Source organism: Synechococcus sp. BO 8801 (assembly GCF_002252675.1).
In the GTDB taxonomy this organism is placed as follows: Bacteria; Cyanobacteriota; Cyanobacteriia; order PCC-6307; family Cyanobiaceae; genus Cyanobium.
In genome coordinates this window covers 170,451-188,504 of sequence record NZ_NQKY01000002.1, presented here as the reverse complement: position 1 = coordinate 188,504, position 18,054 = coordinate 170,451, and the positions used below count along the sequence as shown (strand labels likewise).

Here is an 18,054-nt window from a genome sequence, read left to right as displayed (position 1 = left end):
TCAGCTCCACTCGAGGGCGCCCTTGCGCCAGGCGTACGCCAGGGCCAGCACCAGGATGGAGATGAAGATCAGAGCCTCGATGAAGGCCAGCAGCCCGAGCCGGTGGAAGGCCACCGCCCAGGGATAGAGGAACACGGTCTCGACATCGAAGATGACGAAGACCAGGGCGAACATGTAGTAGCGGATATTGAACTGGATCCAGGCCCCGCCGATCGGTTCCATGCCCGATTCGTAGGTGAGCTGACGCTCCCCCTGGCGGCTCTTGGGCGCCAGCAGCTTGTTGGCCACCAGCGCCAGCACCGGAACCGCCGCCGAGATCAGCAGGAAGCCCAGAAAGGCGTCGTAGCCGGAGAGCACAAACATCGGCGGACCCAACCTGGCGCGCATTCTGCCACCTGCTTCCGGGGGCGGGGGTCGCCGCGACGACCGGCGCGGCCGGATGGCCGGAGCAGCCGCGGGCCCCGGGGTCGCCGTCGATAGAGTTCCCACGTATGGCCAGGCACGGGATGAGCACGGAACCGCCGACGGAGACACCCACCGAAGAGGTCCCCACCGGGCCCGCCGGGGCCGTCAGCGAGGCGGCCGAAACCGTCGCCGAGGATCCATCCAGCCACCGCTTCGAGTGCCGCAGCTGCGGCTTCGTCTATGACCCGGCCGAGGGGGTGAAGAAGCTGGGGATCCCCTCCGGCACCTCCTTTCTCGACCTCGACCCGGTCGGTTTCCGCTGCCCGGTCTGCCGCAGCCGGGTGGGGGCCTTCAAGGACATCGGCCCACGCAACAAGCCCAGTGGCTTCGAGGAGAACCTCAACTTCGGCCTGGGGGTGAACCGCCTCACCCCCGGTCAGAAGAACGTCCTGATCTTCGGGGGGTTCGCCCTCGCCTTCGCTTTCTTCCTCTCTCTCTATTCCCTGCGTTGATGCCTGCGCCCCTTCCCGCCCTGCCGGCCTTGCTCCGCCCGCTGCGGCCCCTGCTCAGCCTGGCGATCTCGCTCGTGCTCGCCCTCGGCCTCACGGGCTGCGTCACCACCGGATTGCCCACCGCCGCCGCCAGCCCCTGGCAGGCGGTCCCCCTGGACACCCGCTCCAATCCCCTCGACGTGGCCTTCAGCAGCGCCGACCACGGGTTCCTGGTGGGCAGCAACCGGCTGATCATGGAAACCGACGACGCTGGGGCCAGCTGGCAGGAACGGGCCCTCGACCTGCCGGAGGAGGAGAACTTCCGGCTGATCAGCATCGACTTCAACGGCCCTGAGGGCTGGATCGTGGGCCAGCCCGGCCTGCTGCTGCACAGCGACGATGCCGGCAGCAGCTGGAGCCGGCTGCTGCTCGACACCAAGCTGCCCGGCGAGCCCTACCTGGTGACGGCCCTGGGGCCGAAGACCGCGGAGCTGGCCACCAACGTCGGTGCCGTCTACCGCACCACCGATGCCGGCTCCAGCTGGCAGGCCCTGGTGGGGGATGCCGCCGGCGCCATCCGCGACCTGCGCCGCAGCGCCGAGGGCGACTACGTCAGCGTCAGCAGCCTGGGGAACTTCTTCGCCACCTGGGAACCGGGCCTGCCCGCCTGGCAGGTGCACCAGCGGGTCAGCAGCCAGCGGCTGCAGTCGATGGGCTTCCAGCCCGACGGCCACCTCTGGATGGTGGCCCGGGGCGCCCAGCTGCGTTTCGACGGCGACCCGAGCACCGCCGAGAGCACCGAGAGCGGCGACTGGAGCAAGCCCGTGATCCCGATCACCAACGGCTATGGCTACCTCGACATGGCCTGGGACCCCCGGGGCGCCGTGTGGACCGGCGGCGGCAACGGCACCCTGCTGGTGAGCGACGATGCCGGCGCCAGCTGGCAGCGGGATCCGGTGGGCACTGAGCAGCCCACCAACTTCTCCCGGATCGTCTTCTCCCCCGATGGCAAGGGCTTCGTCCTGGGGGAGCGGGGCGTGCTGCTGCGCTGGGTGGGCTGAGGGCGGGGGGCAACTGCATCCCTCTGTAACCAACCCCCCGCCCGGCTGGCGGAGCCCCCCGATCGACCCCTAGGATCTCCTGGCTGAACGCTTGTTGCTATGGCTGCCGGCTCCACAGGGGAACGCCCGTTCTTCGAGATCATCACAAGCATCCGCTACTGGGTCATCCATGCGGTGACCCTGCCGGCCATCTTCCTGGCGGGCTTCCTGTTCGTGTCGACCGGCCTGGCCTACGACGCCTTCGGCACGCCCCGTCCGGATGCCTACTTCCAGGCCCAGGAAACCAAGGCTCCCGTTGTGAGTCAGCGTTACGAGGGCAAGAGCAGCCTTGATCTGCGCCTCCAGGAACCATGACCCAGTCCACCGCCCCCACCACGCCGCGCAACTATCCGATCTTCACGGTGCGCTGGCTTTCCGTCCACGCCCTCGGCATTCCCACGGTCTTCTTCCTGGGTGCCTTGGCGGCCATGCAGTTCGTCCGTCGCTGAGACATCCATGCAGCGCAATCCCAACCCCAACAACCTGCCGGTCGAGCTGAACCGCACCAGCCTCTATCTGGGCCTGCTGTTCGTGTTCGTCATCGGCATCCTCTTCTCCAGCTACTTCTTCAACTGATCGGGAGGCACCCCATCCATGAGCGGCAAGAAATCCTCACTTCCTGACGGCCGGATCCCCGACCGCCTTCCCGACGGCCGCCCGGCCGTGGCCTGGAAGAGCCGGTGGACCGAAGGGGTCCTGCCGCTCTGGATGGTCGCCACCGCCGGTGGCATGGCCGTGATCTTTGTGGTCGGTCTGTTCTTCTACGGCTCCTATGTGGGTGTCGGTTCGGCCTGATGGGACGGTGGCCAGCGCGCTGCCCCCAGTGACCCATCCAGCGGATCCCCAGGGATCCGCTTTTTGTTGGCCATGATCCTGTAGGCCATGGTTGAGGCCGTGGGCTCCAGCGGGGCGGTTCATCCCTGGCGCCGCAGCTCCTCCGGCGGCAGGGCCAGAAACGCCTCCCGGCTCAGGACCCGATCCCCTGACCCAGCCTCGCTGGCCAGGGGCATCAGCCGCACCTGGCCGGCCCCGGCTTCCTCATCGCCCAGCAGCAGGGCCCAGCGGGCGCCGCTCCTGCGGGCGCGCTTGAGCTGTTTGTCGAAACCGGCGCCGCTGAGATCCAGCTGCACCGCCAGCGAAGCCCCTGGGCGCTGGCGGCAGCACCGGGCGAGCTCCAGGGCGCAGGCCTCTCCCAGGGCGCCCCGGTTCACCACGTAGACGTCTGGTTGGGCGGCCGTCACTGGGGCCTGGGTGCCCGCCTCCATGGCCTGGCTGAGCAGCAGCACCAGCCTCTCCATGCCCAGGGCCCAGCCGATGGCCGGCGTGGGGGGCCCGCCCAGCTGTTCCACCAGGCCGTCGTAGCGACCGCCGCCGCACACCGTCGCCTGCGCCCCGAGCTGGCTGCTGGTGATCTCGAAGGCGGTGTGGCCGTAATAATCAAGCCCCCGCACCAGCCGCGGGTTGAGCTCGAACGGGATGGCGAGGGCCTCCAGACCCTGCCGCACCCGCAGAAAGCGTTCATGGCTCTCGCCGCTGAGGGCATCGGCCAGGGCGGGGGCGCCGGCCAGCAGGGCCTGGGTGTCGGGGTTCTTGGAATCGAGCACCCGCAGGGGGTTGGTGGCGATCCGCTGCTGCGAATCGGGATCCAGACGCTCCCGATGGGCCTCCAGCCAGGCCACCAGTTCGGCCCGATAGCGCTGCCGGTCCTCGGGACTGCCGAGGGAGTTGAGCTCCAGGGACAGGCCCCCCACCCCCAGATCCATCAGCAGATCCCAGGCGATGGCGATGGCCTCGACGTCGCTGCGGGGATCGCCGTGGCCGAGGAACTCCAGGCCGATCTGGTGGAACTGCCGCTGCCGGCCGGCCTGGGGCCTCTCGTAGCGGAACATCGGCCCGCCGTACCAGAGCCGCTGGGGTCCCTGGGCCACCAGGCCATGCTGGATCGCGGCCCGCACCACCGAGGCGGTGCCCTCGGGCCGCAGGGTGCAGCTGCGGGCGCCGCGGTCCTCGAAGCTGTACATCTCCTTGCCCACCACGTCGGTGGCCTCGCCGATGCCCCGGGCGAACAGCTCGGTCACCTCGAGCAGGGGCGTGCGGATCTCCTCGACGGCGGCCCGACGGAAGTGCTCCCGGGCGGTGGCTTCGATCCGCTGCCAGAAGGGGGTCTGACCGGGCAGCAGGTCGACCATGCCCCGCAGGCTCTGGAGCGGTTTCAAGACGGTGCGGATCGGCAGCGACCCATTGTGCCCGAAGGGGTCGGCTCAGACGCCGTGGAAGGCGCGGTACCAGGCGGCGAACTGCCCGATCCCGGTTTCGATCGCCGTGGAGGGACGGAACCCCACCCAGGACTCCAGGGCGGTGGTGTCGGCGGCGGTGGCCGGCACGTCGCCGGGCTGCATGGGCTGCAGATCCCGGATCGCCGGACGGCCGAGGGCCTGCTCGAGCAGGTCGATGAACCGCAGCAGGGGCACGGGCCGGGCATTGCCGATGTTGAAGACCCGGTGGGGGGCGGCGGCCGTGGCGGGGTCGGGATGCAGCGGATCGAAGGCCGGATCCGCCGTGGCGGGCTTGTCGAGGCAGCGGATCACCCCTTCGACGATGTCGTCGATGTAGGTGAAATCCCGCTCCATGCGGCCGTGGTTGAACACCCGGATCGGATCGCCGGCCAGGATCGCGCGGGCGAACAGCATCGGCGCCATGTCGGGCCGGCCCCAGGGGCCATAGACGGTGAAGAAGCGCAGGCCGGTGGCCGGCAGACCGTAGAGGTGGCTGTAGGTGTGGGCCATCAGTTCATTGGCCTTCTTGGTGGCCGCATACAGGCTCACCGGGTGGTTCACCGGGTCCTGCTCGCGGAAGGGCATGTGGCGGTTGCCGCCGTAGATCGAGCTGCTGGAGGCATACACCAGATGCTCCACACCCGCGTGGCGACAGCCTTCGAGCACCGTGCCGAACCCCACCAGGTTGCTCTGGATGTAGAGCGCCGGGTTGTCGATCGAGTGCCGCACCCCGGCCTGGGCGGCCAGATGCAGCACCCGGGCGGGCCGCTCGGCGGCGAACAGGGCCGCCACCGCTTCGGCGTCCACCAGATCGAGGGGATGGAAGGCGAAGGCGCCCGCCGGAGCCAGGGCCTCCAGCCGCTCCAGACGGGCCCGCTTCAGGGCAGGGTCGTAGTAGGCGTTGAGATTGTCGAGCCCCACCACCCGCTCGCCCCGAGCCAGCAACCGCTCGGCCGCCGCCGCGCCGATGAAGCCGGCGACCCCGGTGACGAGGATCGGCCCTTTCGCCGTCAACGGCCCGCCCGCACCCGTTCCCGGAAGTAGGCGATGGTGGGCTCCAGTCCCTCGTCCAGGCTCACCTTCGGCTCCCACCCGAGCAGCTCGCGGGCGAGGTCGATCACGGGCTGGCGCTGCAGGGGATCGTCCTGGGGCAGGGGCTGGGTGGTGAGCTCCAGAGAGGGCTGGATCCGCTCCCGTACCTTCTCGGCCAGCTGGCGGATGGTGAACTCACCGGGGTTGCCGATGTTGATCGGACCGGTGTGCTCGCCGTTCATCAGCCGGATCATGCCCTCGATCAGGTCATCCACGTAGCAGAAGGAGCGGGTCTGGCTGCCGTCGCCATACAGAGTGAGGGGCAGACCCTGCAGGGCCTGGACGATGAAGTTGCTCACCACCCGGCCGTCGTCCGGGAGCATGCGGGGCCCGTAGGTGTTGAAGATCCGCATCACACGGATCTCGGTGCCGTGCATGCGCTGGTAATCGAAGCAGAGCGTCTCGGCGATCCGCTTGCCTTCGTCGTAGCAGGAGCGGATGCCGATGGTGTTGACGCAGCCCCGGTAGCTCTCAGGCTGGGGATGGACCTCCGGATCGCCGTAGACCTCGCTGGTGCTGGCCAGCAGCAGCCTGGCGCCGACGCGACGCGCCAGGCCGAGCATGTTGTAGGTGCCGAGGAAGCTGGTCTTGGCCGTCTTGATCGGGTTCGACTGGTAGTGCACGGGCGACGCCGGGCAGGCGAGATGCCAGATGCGGTCGATCTCGAGGCGGATCGGCTCGGTGACGTCGTGGCGAATCAGCTCGAACTGGGGGTGACCCAGCCAGTGGCGGATGTTGTCCTTGCGCCCGGTGTAGAAGTTGTCGAGGCAGATCACCTCCTCGCCAGCCTCCATCAGCCGGTCGACCAGATGGGAACCGAGGAAGCCGGCTCCGCCCGTGATCAGATTGCGCCGCGTCACTCAGCCCTCACCCACCCGCCAGACGTTAAGACCCGCCGCCCGGGCGGCAGCGGCATCGGCGATGGCCCTGGCGTCGAACAGCCAGGCCGGGCGACGCATCTGGGCCGCGATCGCCCCCCAGTCGAGCCGGGCGTAGTCACGCCATTCGGTGAGGATCACCACGGCATCGGCGCCGGCGGCGGCCTCCAGGGGCGATCCCGCCGTCTGCCAGCCGCCGTCGGCCGGCGAGGGGGGCTGGCCGAGGTCCTCGGCGATCTGGGCGGCTGACACCTTGGGATCCACGATCACCAGGCGAGCCCCCTCCTCGATCAGGTCCTGGCAGATGCGGATGGCAGGCGCCTCCCGGGTGTCGTTGGTGTCCGCCTTGAAGGCGAAGCCCAGCACCGCCAGCCGCTTGCCGGTGACGGTGCCGAACAGGCGCTGGACCACCAGCCGGGCGATGCGGTCCTGCTGCCAGGTGTTGAGGGTCACCACCTGCTCCCAGTAGCCCGCCACCTCCTCCAGCCCGTAGTGGCGGCAGAGGTACACCAGGTTGAGGATGTCCTTCTGGAAGCAGCTGCCGCCGAAGCCGGGTCCGGCCTGAAGGAACCTGGCGCCGATCCTGGAATCGGTGCCGATGGCGCGGCCCACCTCGCGCACGTCGGCCCCGGTGGCTTCGCAGAGGGCGGCGATGCTGTTGATCGAGGAGATCCTCTGGGCCAGATAGGCGTTGGCGGTGAGCTTGGACAGCTCGCTGCTCCAGAGATTGGTGCGCAGGATCCGCTCCTGGGGCACCCAGGTGCCGTAGATCCCGGCCAGGGATTCGATCGCCGCGGGGTCTTCGCCGCCGATCAGCACCCGGTCGGGGGCCTCAAGGTCGGCGACCGCCGTGCCCTCGGCCAGGAACTCGGGATTGGAGAGGACGGCGAAGGTCTTGGCTTGCCTGCGATCGCCCTCCGGGCGGTTCTGCTGGGCGGCCCCCAGGATCGCCTTCACGGTCTCGGCGGTGCGCACCGGCAGGGTGCTCTTCTCCACCACGATCGTGTGGCCCCGGGCGGAGGCGGCCACCTGGCGGGCCGAGGCCTCGATCCAGCGCAGGTCACTGGCCTGGCCGGCCCCCACGCCCTTGGTCTTGGTGGGGGTGTTCACCGAGAGAAACACCATGTCGGCGGCGGCAATCGCCGCATCCACCTCGGTGGTGAAGTGGAGGTTGCGCCCCCTGGCCCTGCCCACCACGGCATCGAGGCCGGGTTCGTACACCGGCAGCCGGCCCAGATCCGGATCATTCCAGGCGGCGATCCGCTCGGCATTGAGGTCGACCACCGTGACCTGAATCCCGGGGCAACGATCGGCGATCACCGCCATCGTCGGTCCCCCCACATAACCCGCTCCGATGCAACAGATGGTGCGAATCGGCGGATGGGCCGGGTCCATGGGGGATGGCAGTGCTGCGGGGACATTACCGCCATTGCCTGGCTTTGGCCGTGGCCGGGCGATGGCGGGGGGCGTCTCCGGAACGGTGACGAAGGTTAAGCACAGGTAAGTTGAGATCGAGAGCCTGACGGGGGTCGGTCCTTGACCACGGTGCTGCTCACGGGAGGGGCCGGATTCATCGGCAGTCACACCTGTCTGGTGCTGCTGGAGGCCGGCCACCGGGTGGTGGTGATCGACGACTTCAGCAACGGCAGTCCCGAAGCCCTGCGCCGCGTCAGCGAGCTGGCCAGGCTGGGGAGCTGGCGGCAGCTGGCGCCGGAGCAGTGGGCCGCGGGAGAGGGGCAGCCGGCCCGGCTCACCCTGCTGAAAGGAGATGTGCGCTCCCCCCAGGATCTCGACCGGGCCTTTGAAGACGGGGGAGGCGGCGACAGCGGCATCGACGCCGTGCTCCACTTCGCCGGCCTCAAGGCGGTGGGGGAGTCGATGGGGCAGCCCCTGCGCTACTGGGACGTGAACGTCGTCGGGGCGGTCCGGCTGCTGGAGGCCATGGGCCGCCACGGCTGCCAGACGCTCGTCTTCAGCAGCAGCGCCACCCTCTATGGGATCACCGACCGGGTGCCGATCCCCGAGACGGCGCCGCTGCAGCCGATCAATCCCTACGGATACACCAAGGCCGCCGTGGAAAGGATGCTGGCCGATGTGGCCGCCAGCACCCCCGGCTGGCGCATCGCCCTGCTGCGTTACTTCAATCCGGTGGGCGCCCACCCCAGCGGACGCATCGGCGAGGACCCCAACGGCCGCCCCAACAATCTCTTTCCGTTCCTCTGCCAGGTGGCGGCAGGGCGCCGCCAGCAGCTGGAGGTGTTCGGCGGCGACTGGCCCACCCCCGATGGCACGGGCGTGCGCGACTACCTGCACGTGATGGATCTGGCCGAGGGCCACGGTCGGGCCCTCGAGGTGCTCCAGGCGGAGCCACCCCAGCTGCTCACCCTCAATCTCGGCAGCGGTTGCGGCCATTCGGTGCTCGATCTGGTGCGCAGCTTCGAGGCCACCAACGGCCTCACCCTGCCCTACGCGGTGGTGGATCGCCGACCGGGGGATTCCGCCATCAGCGTTGCCGATCACCGCGAGGCGGAGCGACGCATGGGCTGGCGGACCAAGCGCTCCCTGGCGGACATCTGCCGCGATGGCTGGGCCTGGCAGAGCGCCAATCCCGAGGGTTATCGCGGGAGCGACCGGCAGCCCGGGCGGTCCCTCATCCAGGCGCAGCCTGTGTCCTGAGGTACACTCTGATCCCGTGCTCGTGCCGCACCAGCTGGAATCCCACCCGGGCGAGCTGGGCCGTGGACAGACGGTTGAGGGAGAGATCGCCATAGCGACTCAGCAGATCCGGCTGCCAGTGGGTGCTGGCCCGGGCGATCCGGCTCTCGTAGGGCACGTAGGCATCGCGGAGCACCACCACATCCACCCGGCGCTCATCGAGCCAGGCCCGCAGGGTGACGGGTGAGCCCAAGGCGCTCTGCAGCCCCGGGTACTGGCCCGTTTCCACCGTGGGCGCCGCCAGCTTGGTGATGTCCCTGGCGGCCAACGGAGCCAGGCACTGGCGCGTGCCCAGCACCGCGCCGACGTAGGGATCGCTGAGCAGGGTCCGGCCCTGCAGCCGCGGCTCCCGCCCGCACAACTCCCGCAGGGGCCCGAGGATCGGTTCGATGGTGGCGCCATCCGCTGGCCGCACCTCCTCCAGGGGGGTGAGCAGGTGGGGCACCTTGGAGGCGAACACATTGGGTCGCCCCTGCAGCCCGATCGGAACCGTCAGCACGGCGATCAGGGCGGCCAGCATCGCGATCAGGAGGCTTCGCCGCAGGGACCATCCCCTGGAGCCGTCCGGCTGCACGCCGGGATCGAGCGCCTGGGCCATCGCCGGGATGCTGATCCAGAACAGGCTCGTCCACACCAGCCGGTAGGCGCTGTCCGGTTCGATCAGCTTGAAGACCAGATCGCTGACGAAGGGGGCCCACCACTCCAGCAGCACCAGCGGTGCCAGCAGCGCCAGGGCCAGCACCCCGCCGGGGGGGCGGCACCGGCCCCTCCAGGCCACGGCACAGGCCAGCGACAGCCCGAGCGCCGCCAGAAAGGCCGGCTCCCAGGTCGCCACCGGCAGGCTGGGCCAGAAATAGAAGAAGCGGTGGCCCAGAACCCGGTAGTCGTGGACGAAGCGCATGGTCTCCGGCCAGTCGTAGAAGGATTCGAGCCTGGGGTGCCAGGGCAGGCGGTGGAGGGCCATGAGCAGCAGTCCGGCGCCGGCGACGCTGGCCAGCAGCCGCCGCCGTGAGGGCCAGACCACCAGGCAGGCGGCCGTGGTGACGGCCAGCAGGTTGACCGTGAGGAAGGCGGTCACCCCATGGGCGTGATAGGCGAGATAGGCGGACCCCAGCAGCAGCGCCGTCGCCGCGGCCAGGGGGCGGGCACCGGGCCAGCGTGGCCGCTGCAGCAGCCCCAGCAGCGGCGTGGCGGCAGCCAGCACCAGGGCCAGCCCGGGCAGGGTGCCGTTCAGGGCGATCTGGTGGAAGAAGCTGAAGTTCTGGTGCCCCATGCCCAGCAGGAACAGCAGGGCCGTGAGCCAGCAGAGGGCCACCCGGCCGCTGAGTCGCAGGCTGAGCTGGCAGCTGGCGACGAGCACCAGGAAGGTGTTCAGCCCCGCCAGCAGGCTGGCCCGCCAGGGGGCGAGGGCGTCGGGGAAGCCGAACAGGAAGCTGGCCGCGGTGAAGAACCAGTTGGCCGGCGAGCGGTAGTGCAACGGGTCGAGGCGCACCGTGTCGAGCAGATCGCTGCCGAAGTAGGTCGTGTAGTAGACGAAGCCATCGGAGGGAAACTCAAAGACCACCCCGCGCCTCGCCAGGGCGAGCGCACACACCAGGGCGGGAGCCAGCACCGCCAGCAACGGCCGCCCCAGGGCAGGGTCCGCCAGCCGCTGGCGCCAGCGGAGCGGACGGATGCCCAGGGCCGCCGCCACCACGAGCAGGTCAAGCACGACCAGCACGCCATAGGACTGGCGCAGCGTGGGCCCCGCCGGCAGCAGCGACAGCCAGCCGATGGCGGCCCAGGGGCCCACGCCCAGCAGCAGCATCTGCCAGCTGGGCCGGCGCCAGCGCCATCCCCACAACAGCGGTGCCGCGACGGCCAGCAGCAGCGGAAGGAAGGGTTGGGTCAGCGCAGCCATTCGGCGCAGGGGAAGCCGCTGCCCCGAAACCCTAGGGGACCTGCCGGGACTGACCGTTGGGGCGGCGGCTCAGAGCCGCTCATCCCGCAGCCGCTCCCCCCGCAGCTCCCGCAGCCGCTCCCCTAGGGCCGGTCCCGGCCGCAGGCCGGCGGCGATCAGATCGGCCGCCGACACCGGCGAGGGGAGGTGGCGCCAGCGGCACCACCAGCGCAGCAGGGGGCGCCGCGGCAGGGCCCCGCTCACCAGCGCCAGGGCGACGGCTTCGGCGGACCAGCCCGGCCGCTCCAGGAAGCCGGTCCAGGCCAGGGCCGTGGCCGGCGCCGCCTCCAGGGCCTGCCAGCTCTGCCGCAGCAGGGCCAGCTGGGCCAGCAGCCGCTGCTGGCCGTGGGGGAGCTGCAGCCGCGTCGCCACGGCGGACGCCGCGTCGCTGGGGGCCAGCAGGGCGGCCAGGGACGGCAAGCCGCAGCGCCGGGCCCAGCGAAGGCGGCGACACCAGCCGGAGTCGTTCTGCAGCGCCGGGTCCACCAGCACCAGGGCGCCCCACGCCTGCAGGCAGCCCAGGGCCACCTCCCAGGGTTCCCGCTCGAGCAGCAGTTCCAGCTCCATCCGCAGCCGCGTGCCCAGGGCCGGCGGCACCCGTCCGTCACCGGTGCCACCACAGCGGCTCTCCTCCCCCCAGGGCCAGCGGGCCAGGGTGGTGCGCAACTGCTCCAGGCTGGCGGGGGCCAGGCTGAACCCCAGCCGGGCGGCGTAGCGGGCGGCGCGCACGATCCGGGTGGGGTCGTCTTCCAGACTGCTGGGGTGCAGCAGGCGCAGCTGCCGGTGGGCCAGGTCGGCCCAGCCTCCATGGGGATCGAGCAGGCGCAGGCCTGGGCCGGAGCTGGCGAACACCAGGGCCATCGCATTGATGCTGAAGTCGCGGCGGGCCAGGTCCTCCTCCAGGGAGCCGTCGGTCACCACGGGGTTCTCCCCGGGGGCCGGGTAGGTCTCGCGGCGGGCGCTGGCGAGGTCGAGCAGGATCCCGTCGAGCTCCAGTTCGACGGTGCCGAAGGCCGGGTGGAACTGGCAGAAGCCCACCGCCGCGGCCGGGGTGTCCTCCAGCAGGGTCTCGGCGAGACGATGGGCCGCCGGACGGGGATCGGCCGGATCGGCCCCCGGGGCCAGCTCCACCACCAGGTCGAGGTCCAGCAGGCCCCGGAGGGGATCGCGGTGCACCCGATGCAGCAGCAGATCCCGCACGGCGCCGCCCACGACGGCCAGCACGCCGCAGTCCGCCGAGCGATGGAAGGCGGCCAGCAGACGGGGAGGCAAGGAGAGATCCCCGGGATCGATCGCGGAGACCGTCGTCAAGGCAGGCCCATGGAGCGCTGTCCAGAAGGCGCACGGTACACTCGGGCGATCGACATCGTGCGACGTCCCGATACAGAAACTTCGGGAAGGTGTCCGCCGGCAAACGCCCTTGGCCGTCGTCTTTAACCGTCGCCCTTGGCCGTCGCCTCCGCCAGCCGCCCGCTCATCGCCAGGCGATGAACCGATGAGGCGATCCAGCGCCAGCGAACACAAGCGACGAAATCCCACAAGCCACACCCTAACGGCATGACTGACAGCGCCAAGAAATTCATCAAAGCGCCGCTTGGAATCTACAAAAGGATCAAGATCAAGGCCTTCATTCTGACCGATTACCTTGCGTCCCTGGGCGAGTACTGGCTCGGCCCCAACGGTTCACGCAGCAGCCCGTCGAAGCGACTGATTCCCATTGGGAAGCCGTCTGCCGATGGCACGACGCCATCCCGGATCGCCGTCTTTGTTGCCTATTCGAAGCGGCTGACTCGATCCAACAGGGCCTATCTCGAAGCACTGAACAAGGCCGGCTTTGCGGTGCTCTACATCAACAACGAGACCACGGAGGAGGAGGCTCAGAACGGCATCAGCGACCTCAGCTGGCGCGCCTTCGACAGACGCAACATCGGCCGGGACTTTGGCGGCTTCAAAGATGGCATCCTACTGCTTCTGGAGGAGGGGCATCTGCAACGCTGCCAACTGCTCTGCGTCGTGAACGACTCGATGCAGTTCATCCCGGGAAGGAATGCTGATGCCCTCGTCAGGTCGGTGGAGGAGTTCGCCGCCTCCGACCGGAAAGCCCTCTTCAGCCACATCAGCCATCAGATTCAGACCCACTATCAATCCTATTTTCAGATTCTCAAACCCGACGTCTTTCTCTCCAGGCCCTTCATCCGCTTCTGGAAGAAATACCTACCCTTGTCCCATCGGGGGCACTGCATCTACAACGGAGAAATAGAACTTTCTCAGCAGGTGTACCGACGCTTCAACCCCGTCGAGACCCTTTACACCAGCGACAAGCTCCTGGAGGCCATTGAGCAGTCCAGCCCGGACAAGACGGGAGTTCTCGCCGAGGAAGTCCTTCGACTGATGCCCTCTCCTGCGAGGACTGCGCAGATGAAGAAGATCGGCTACTCCCTGAATCAGCTGATGGCCAAAAGCGACAAACAAGAGGCCCTCTCAAGGGTTGAGCTCTACAGCGTTCCCGACCTGATTGAAAATGGCAATCCCAGTCATATCGCGGCTTTTCTGTACCCTTTCTATCTCCACTGTCCATTTGTCAAGCACGACCTTGGAACCGCAGGCAGCTACACGATGGCTCAGGCCATCAGCCTGTTCAAGGAAGCCCTATTGGATTCCATGGGAGAGGAACGCCAGCAGGAGGTCAAGGCTCTCGCGGATGATTTCCGCGATCTCATCTACGCACGCGGAGTGCCCCTGAGCTACAACAACAGGCTGCGCGAAGCGGCCCTGAAAGGCATCACAGGTGCCTTCGTCTACCCCTCCACCTATCAATGACCGACGGGCGGGCGCTGCAGCCGATCCATTTCATCACGATTAACTATCACTGCAGTGAATTCATCATCGGTCTGATCGAGGACACCATCGCCTCGGGAGAACCTGATCTGCGCTTCATCGTGGTCAACAACTCACCCCAGGACATCGGTGTCCAGGACTGGCTGTCCTCCACACCCCATCGCCAGCGGGTGACCCTGATCGAAGCCGGTGGCAATCTCGGCTTCGGCAGCGGCTGCAATCTGGGGCTCAGCCACGTGTGGCAGACCGACAGACGGGCGGTGGCCTGGCTGATCAACCCCGATGCCCGCCTCGAAGCAGGGGCGATCGCCTACGTCAGGCAGTGCCTGTCCGACGACGATCAGATCGCCATGCTCGGCACCCGGATCCGGGACCCCCAGGGGGATGTCTGGTTCAGCCACGGCAGCTTCAACCCCTGGACCGGCCAGGTCGGCCATCGCTTCCCCGGCGACGACTGCCGCCCCCTCCCGGTCCGCACCTGGCCCACCCGCTGGATCTCCGGCTGCAGCATGATCTTCCAGCTGGGGGTGCTGCGGGAGTGCCCCCAGTTCGACCCCCGCTACTTCCTCGATTACGAGGACGCCGACATCTCCGAGCGCCACCATCGGCTGGGCTACCGGCTGCGGGTCACCCAGGCGGTGCTGGTCGAGCATCAGGTGTCGGCCATCACCCGGCGGGCCCCCCGGGCCAAGTACCAGCACGCCACCTTCAGCAAGCTCTACTTCCTGCATCGCCACGCCACGCCCCTGGCCCTGCTGCTGAACCTGCTCTATTACGCCGTCCGCCCCCTCAGCTTCTGCCTGGCCGATCCGGAGCGGGCCCGGGGCCGCTGGTGGGGGCTGGGGGATTACCTGCGCTGGTGCTGGTGGCGGCTCCTGCGCCGGCCGGAGCCGCCCCACCCGCGCACATCCTTCACCGTTTCATCCTGAGGAAGCGGCCCGCCAGGGCCCGCAGGGTGGGCCAGCGCTGGGCCGGCGGACAGTGGCGCCAGAGGATGGCGGCCACCGCCGGCAGGTAGAGGTGGGACTTGGGGTGGAAGAAGACGAACAGCAGTCCCCGCAGGCTGCCCAGGGGCAGACGCTTCTGCTCATCGCCGAAGTCGTTGAGCAGCACGACCCCCGGGGTCACGCGAGCGTCAATGCCGCAGCGGACCGCCCGCATCACCCACTCAGAATCGGCGTGGTAGTGGGGCAGCCAGCGGGCGTCATAGAGGCCGACACGGCGGAAGACCTCCTGGCGGATCAGCACCCCGTTGCCCGGCATCGCCTCGGCCTCGAGCACCTCGGCGGCGGCCAGCGCCGGATCCAGCTGGCTGGCCAGCTCGTCGTGGTGGGACAGGCGCAGGAAGCGCTCCGTGCCCCAGTCGGTGCGGGTGCCCAGGGCCCAGATCCGCCCGGGCTCGGCCAGCAGGTCGATGCGGCTGCCCAGGATGCCGCAGCCATGGCGCTGGGCCAGGGCCACCATCCGCTCCACGTAATCGGCGGGGACGACGGCATCGTCGTTGATGGTGAGCACGTAGTCGGTGCCGGCCGCCAGGGCCCGCCGCACGCCCCGGTTGGTGGCGCCGGCCCAGAAATCCCGGTCGCCGGCCGTCACCACCGTCACCTTGGGGTGCTGCCGGCGGACCGCCGCCACGGTGCCGTCGCTGGAGTTGGCATCCACCACCACGACCCGCAGGGCTCCGTGGGTCTGGCCGGCCATGGCGGCCAGGAAGCGCAGGGTGGTCTCGCGGCGGTTGCGGGTGGGCACCACGGCGGTGACCAGCGGCATGGTCATGCCGGCTCGATCGGAGCCAGGCGCGGATCGAGGATCTTCGGCCCCATGCCTTCGAACTTCACGGCGATGGAGGTCTTCTCGCCGCTGCCGAACAGGTGCGTGACCTGGCCCTCGCCGAAGCTGCTGTGCCGCACCCGATCCCCCACGGCCCAGGCGCGGGCCGGGCTGCGGCGGCGCACCGCATTGGCGGGATCAGCAGCCGCGCCGCCGGCCGCGACCCGCTGGCTGTCGTCGCGGTCCACCCGGGTGAGCCGCTCCAGCCGCTGCTCCCGCCGCAGGGCCGCACCGCCGCTGCGGGGGATGTCGCCCTGGAGCAGGGCCTCGGGCAGCTCGGAGAGGAACACCGACGGCACCGCCGGCTCCCGCATGCCGCCCCAGAGCCGCCGCTCGCTGGCATGGGAGAGGAACAGCCGCTCCTTGGCGCGGGTGATGCCCACGTAGCAGAGGCGGCGCTCCTCTTCGAGGGCGGCGGGGTCCTCCAGGGAGCGGTAGCTGGGGAACAGGCCCTGCTCCAGCCCCACCAGGAAGACCACCGGAAACTCCAGCCCCTTGCTGGCATGCAGGGTCATCAGGGTGACCCGGTCGGCTTCGGTGTCCTTGCTGTCGGCGTCGCTGGCCAGGGCGGCGGAGGCCAGGAAGCCCTCCAGGGAGCCCTCCTCGTTCTCCTCCTGGTACTGGAGGGCCGCATTCACCAGCTCCTGCAGGTTGCGGCGCCGCTCCTCCGATTCGTCGGTGGCTTCGGCCAGCAGCTCGGCCAGGTAGCCGCTCTGCTCCATCACCCGCTGCACCAGCTCGGAGGGGGGGGCATCCTGCAGGCGGCGGCTCAGGTCGGAGATCAGCTCCTGGAACTGCAGCACCCCCCGGGCGGAGCGGCCGGCGAGGGAGCGCACCGCCTCTGGATCGCTGACCACCTCCCACAGGGGAAGCCCCAGCTGGTTGGCCGCATCGGTGAGCCGCTCGATGGTGGTCTTGCCGATGCCGCGCCTGGGCACGTTCAGCACCCGCAGCAGGCTGACGGTGTCGGCCGGGTTGACCAGCAGGCGCAGGTAGGCGAGCACATCCTTGATCTCACGCCGGTCGTAGAAGCGCAGGCCCCCCACCACGATGTAGGGCAGGCCCCAGCGCACCAGCGACTCCTCCATGGCGCGGGACTGGGCGTTGGTGCGGTACAGCACGGCCATGTCGCCCCAGCGCAGGTCGGGGTGGGCCGCCTCCAGCATCCGCATCCGGTGCACCACCGCCTCGGCCTCGGCGATCTCGTCGTCGCAGCGGGTGAGACTGATGGGCTCCCCCTCGCCGCGGGTGGGCCGCAGCACCTTGTCGATCCGTTCGCTGTTGTTGGCGATCAGGGCGTTGGCCGCCTCCAGGATCGTGGCGGTGGAGCGGTAGTTCTCCTCCAGCTTCACCATCGTGCCGGTGTCCCCGTCGAGGGAGCCGTCGCCGAACTCCTTCTGGAAGCCCATCAGGATCGTGAAGTCGGCGGCCCTGAAGCTGTAGATGCTCTGGTCGGCGTCGCCCACCACGAACACGGAGCGGCCCTCCCAGTCGTCGAAGTGCTCGGGGGGATGGCCGTTGGCCACCAGCAGCTTGATCAGGTCGTACTGGGTGCGGTTGGTGTCCTGGTATTCGTCCACCAGCACGTGGCGGAAGCGGCGGTGCCAGTAGTGGCGGATCTGCTCGTTCTGCTGCAGCAGCTGCACCGGCAGCAGCAGCAGGTCGTCGAAATCGAGGGCGTTGTTGGCGGCCAGGGCGCGCCGGTAGCGGCGATAGGCCTCGGCCTCGTGCTTGCCGCGGGGGCCGGGGTGCTCCTCCTCGAGCCGCTCGGGCAGCCAGCCCTGGTTCTTGGCGCTGCTGATCGCCCAGCGCACCTTCTTCGGTTCAAAGCGCTTGGGATCGAGCTGCATCTCCTGGGTGACGATCTCCTTGACCAGGCTCTGGGCATCGCTCTCGTCGTAGATGGAGAACTGGCGCGTCCAGGTGAGCCCCTCGGGGTCGCGGAACTTGTCGATGTCGAAGCGGAGCAGCCGGGCGAACAGGGCGTGGAAGGTGCCGATCCAGAGGTCCTTGATCACTTCCCGGTAGATGCGGCTGCGCAGCTGCTTCTGCTCCCGGGCCGGCAGGGTGCTCCAGGGCTGGCCGAACTGGCTCTGGGCCAGCCGCTGGGCCAGCAGCACCTCCAGGCGCTCCTTCATCTCCCGGGCGGCCTTGTTGGTGAAGGTGACCGCCAGCACCTGGGCCGGATCGACGCCGTGGTGCCCGATCAGGTGGGCGATGCGATGGGTCAGGGCCCGGGTCTTGCCGCTGCCAGCCCCGGCCACCACCAGCAACGGGCCGGTGTGGTGATCGACCGCCCGCCGCTGGGCCTCGTTCAGACCGGCCAGAAAACTCACAGGCTCCGGCATGGAACGTTGAAATTTGACCCTAGCAGCCCCTTCCCGACAGGCGCGGCGATCGGAACAGATACGGGTCGCTCAGGGGAAGGAAACGGTGCAAGTCTGCCGATCGAAGCCATCACCATGAACCTGGAAAAACCCGGTCAGCGCC

General features: G+C 69.2%; 18 protein-coding genes. 9 read left to right on the top strand and 9 right to left on the bottom strand.

The annotated features are described in order from the left end of the window. The gene (gene ndhC / locus CJZ86_RS02405) at window positions 1–363 is read right to left on the bottom strand and encodes a photosynthetic/respiratory NAD(P)H-quinone oxidoreductase subunit C (RefSeq protein WP_015109697.1); all 363 of its coding nucleotides are present in this window, start codon (window positions 361–363) and stop codon (window positions 1–3) included. Between the two features lie 143 nt (window positions 364–506). Here ndhC and CJZ86_RS02400 point away from each other — a divergent pair, with 143 nt between their 5' ends. The 6 genes from CJZ86_RS02400 (at window position 507) to CJZ86_RS02375 (ending at window position 2,791) form a co-directional block, all read left to right on the top strand. After that, window positions 507–917: a rubredoxin gene (locus tag CJZ86_RS02400; protein WP_094584363.1), complete on the top strand. Its 411-nt coding sequence runs from the start codon at window positions 507–509 to the stop codon at window positions 915–917. Further along, window positions 917–1,957 carry a photosynthesis system II assembly factor Ycf48 gene (locus tag CJZ86_RS02395; RefSeq protein ID WP_094584362.1) on the top strand — a complete coding sequence of 347 codons (1,041 nt, stop codon included), beginning with the start codon at window positions 917–919 and terminating at the stop codon, window positions 1,955–1,957. Before CJZ86_RS02400 ends, CJZ86_RS02395 begins: the two co-directional genes overlap by 1 nt. A 99-nt stretch (window positions 1,958–2,056) precedes the next feature. Beyond that, a complete protein-coding gene (psbE, locus tag CJZ86_RS02390) occupies window positions 2,057–2,311 on the top strand; it encodes a cytochrome b559 subunit alpha (RefSeq protein ID WP_015109700.1) in 255 nt (84 codons plus the stop codon). Beyond that, the gene (psbF, locus tag CJZ86_RS02385) at window positions 2,308–2,445 is read left to right on the top strand and encodes a cytochrome b559 subunit beta (RefSeq protein WP_015109701.1); all 138 of its coding nucleotides are present in this window, start codon (window positions 2,308–2,310) and stop codon (window positions 2,443–2,445) included. Before psbE ends, psbF begins: the two co-directional genes overlap by 4 nt. Before the next feature lie 7 nt (window positions 2,446–2,452). After that, on the top strand, window positions 2,453–2,572 hold the full coding sequence (gene psbL / locus CJZ86_RS02380; RefSeq protein ID WP_015109702.1) for a photosystem II reaction center protein PsbL: 120 nt from the start codon (window positions 2,453–2,455) through the stop codon (window positions 2,570–2,572). Window positions 2,573–2,590: 18 nt separating this feature from the next. Continuing rightward, entirely contained in the window at window positions 2,591–2,791 is a 201-nt protein-coding gene (locus tag CJZ86_RS02375) for a photosystem II reaction center protein J (RefSeq protein WP_015109703.1), read from the top strand. A 119-nt stretch (window positions 2,792–2,910) separates the two neighbouring features. Here CJZ86_RS02375 and hisS read toward each other — a convergent pair whose 3' ends face one another. The 4 genes from hisS to CJZ86_RS02355 are packed head-to-tail and all read right to left on the bottom strand — an operon-like array spanning window position 2,911 to window position 7,637. Further along, window positions 2,911–4,212, bottom strand: a complete 1,302-nt coding sequence (hisS, locus tag CJZ86_RS02370) for a histidine--tRNA ligase (protein ID WP_094584361.1) — start codon at window positions 4,210–4,212, stop codon at window positions 2,911–2,913. 45 nt (window positions 4,213–4,257) lie between these two features. Beyond that, the gene (locus CJZ86_RS02365; protein WP_094584360.1) at window positions 4,258–5,286 is read right to left on the bottom strand and encodes an NAD-dependent epimerase; all 1,029 of its coding nucleotides are present in this window, start codon (window positions 5,284–5,286) and stop codon (window positions 4,258–4,260) included. Further along, on the bottom strand, window positions 5,283–6,224 hold the full coding sequence (locus CJZ86_RS02360) for a UDP-glucuronic acid decarboxylase family protein (RefSeq protein WP_094584359.1): 942 nt from the start codon (window positions 6,222–6,224) through the stop codon (window positions 5,283–5,285). Before CJZ86_RS02360 ends, CJZ86_RS02365 begins: the two co-directional genes overlap by 4 nt. Then, on the bottom strand, window positions 6,225–7,637 hold the full coding sequence (locus CJZ86_RS02355; protein WP_094584358.1) for a nucleotide sugar dehydrogenase: 1,413 nt from the start codon (window positions 7,635–7,637) through the stop codon (window positions 6,225–6,227). 141 nt (window positions 7,638–7,778) lie between these two features. Here CJZ86_RS02355 and galE point away from each other — a divergent pair, with 141 nt between their 5' ends. After that, entirely contained in the window at window positions 7,779–8,918 is a 1,140-nt protein-coding gene (galE, locus tag CJZ86_RS02350) for a UDP-glucose 4-epimerase GalE (RefSeq protein ID WP_094584357.1), read from the top strand. On the opposite strand, the gene CJZ86_RS02345 is transcribed toward galE, so the two are convergent. Together CJZ86_RS02345 and CJZ86_RS02340 are read right to left on the bottom strand one after the other, a co-directional pair. Further along, window positions 8,893–10,857, bottom strand: a complete 1,965-nt coding sequence (locus CJZ86_RS02345; RefSeq protein ID WP_094584356.1) for a hypothetical protein — start codon at window positions 10,855–10,857, stop codon at window positions 8,893–8,895. The genes galE and CJZ86_RS02345 overlap by 26 nt on opposite strands. Before the next feature lie 69 nt (window positions 10,858–10,926). After that, entirely contained in the window at window positions 10,927–12,207 is a 1,281-nt protein-coding gene (locus CJZ86_RS02340; RefSeq protein WP_094584355.1) for a tRNA nucleotidyltransferase/poly(A) polymerase family protein, read from the bottom strand. A gap of 246 nt (window positions 12,208–12,453) precedes the next feature. On the opposite strand from CJZ86_RS02340, the gene CJZ86_RS02335 reads away from it, so the two are divergent. Further along, the gene (locus tag CJZ86_RS02335; protein WP_094584354.1) at window positions 12,454–13,716 is read left to right on the top strand and encodes a rhamnan synthesis F family protein; all 1,263 of its coding nucleotides are present in this window, start codon (window positions 12,454–12,456) and stop codon (window positions 13,714–13,716) included. Continuing rightward, window positions 13,713–14,663, top strand: coding sequence for a glycosyltransferase family protein (locus CJZ86_RS02330; protein WP_094584353.1), 951 nt, complete (start codon window positions 13,713–13,715; stop codon window positions 14,661–14,663). The genes CJZ86_RS02335 and CJZ86_RS02330 overlap by 4 nt, the downstream gene beginning before the upstream one ends. Here the strand turns inward: CJZ86_RS02330 and CJZ86_RS02325 are convergent. Together CJZ86_RS02325 and CJZ86_RS02320 are read right to left on the bottom strand one after the other, a co-directional pair. Then, on the bottom strand, window positions 14,647–15,510 hold the full coding sequence (locus CJZ86_RS02325; protein WP_094584352.1) for a glycosyltransferase family 2 protein: 864 nt from the start codon (window positions 15,508–15,510) through the stop codon (window positions 14,647–14,649). The two genes, CJZ86_RS02330 and CJZ86_RS02325, sit on opposite strands and share 17 nt — an antisense overlap. Then, window positions 15,507–17,900 carry a UvrD-helicase domain-containing protein gene (locus tag CJZ86_RS02320; RefSeq protein ID WP_094584468.1) on the bottom strand — a complete coding sequence of 798 codons (2,394 nt, stop codon included), beginning with the start codon at window positions 17,898–17,900 and terminating at the stop codon, window positions 15,507–15,509. Before CJZ86_RS02320 ends, CJZ86_RS02325 begins: the two co-directional genes overlap by 4 nt. Window positions 17,901–18,054: the final 154 nt, after the last annotated feature.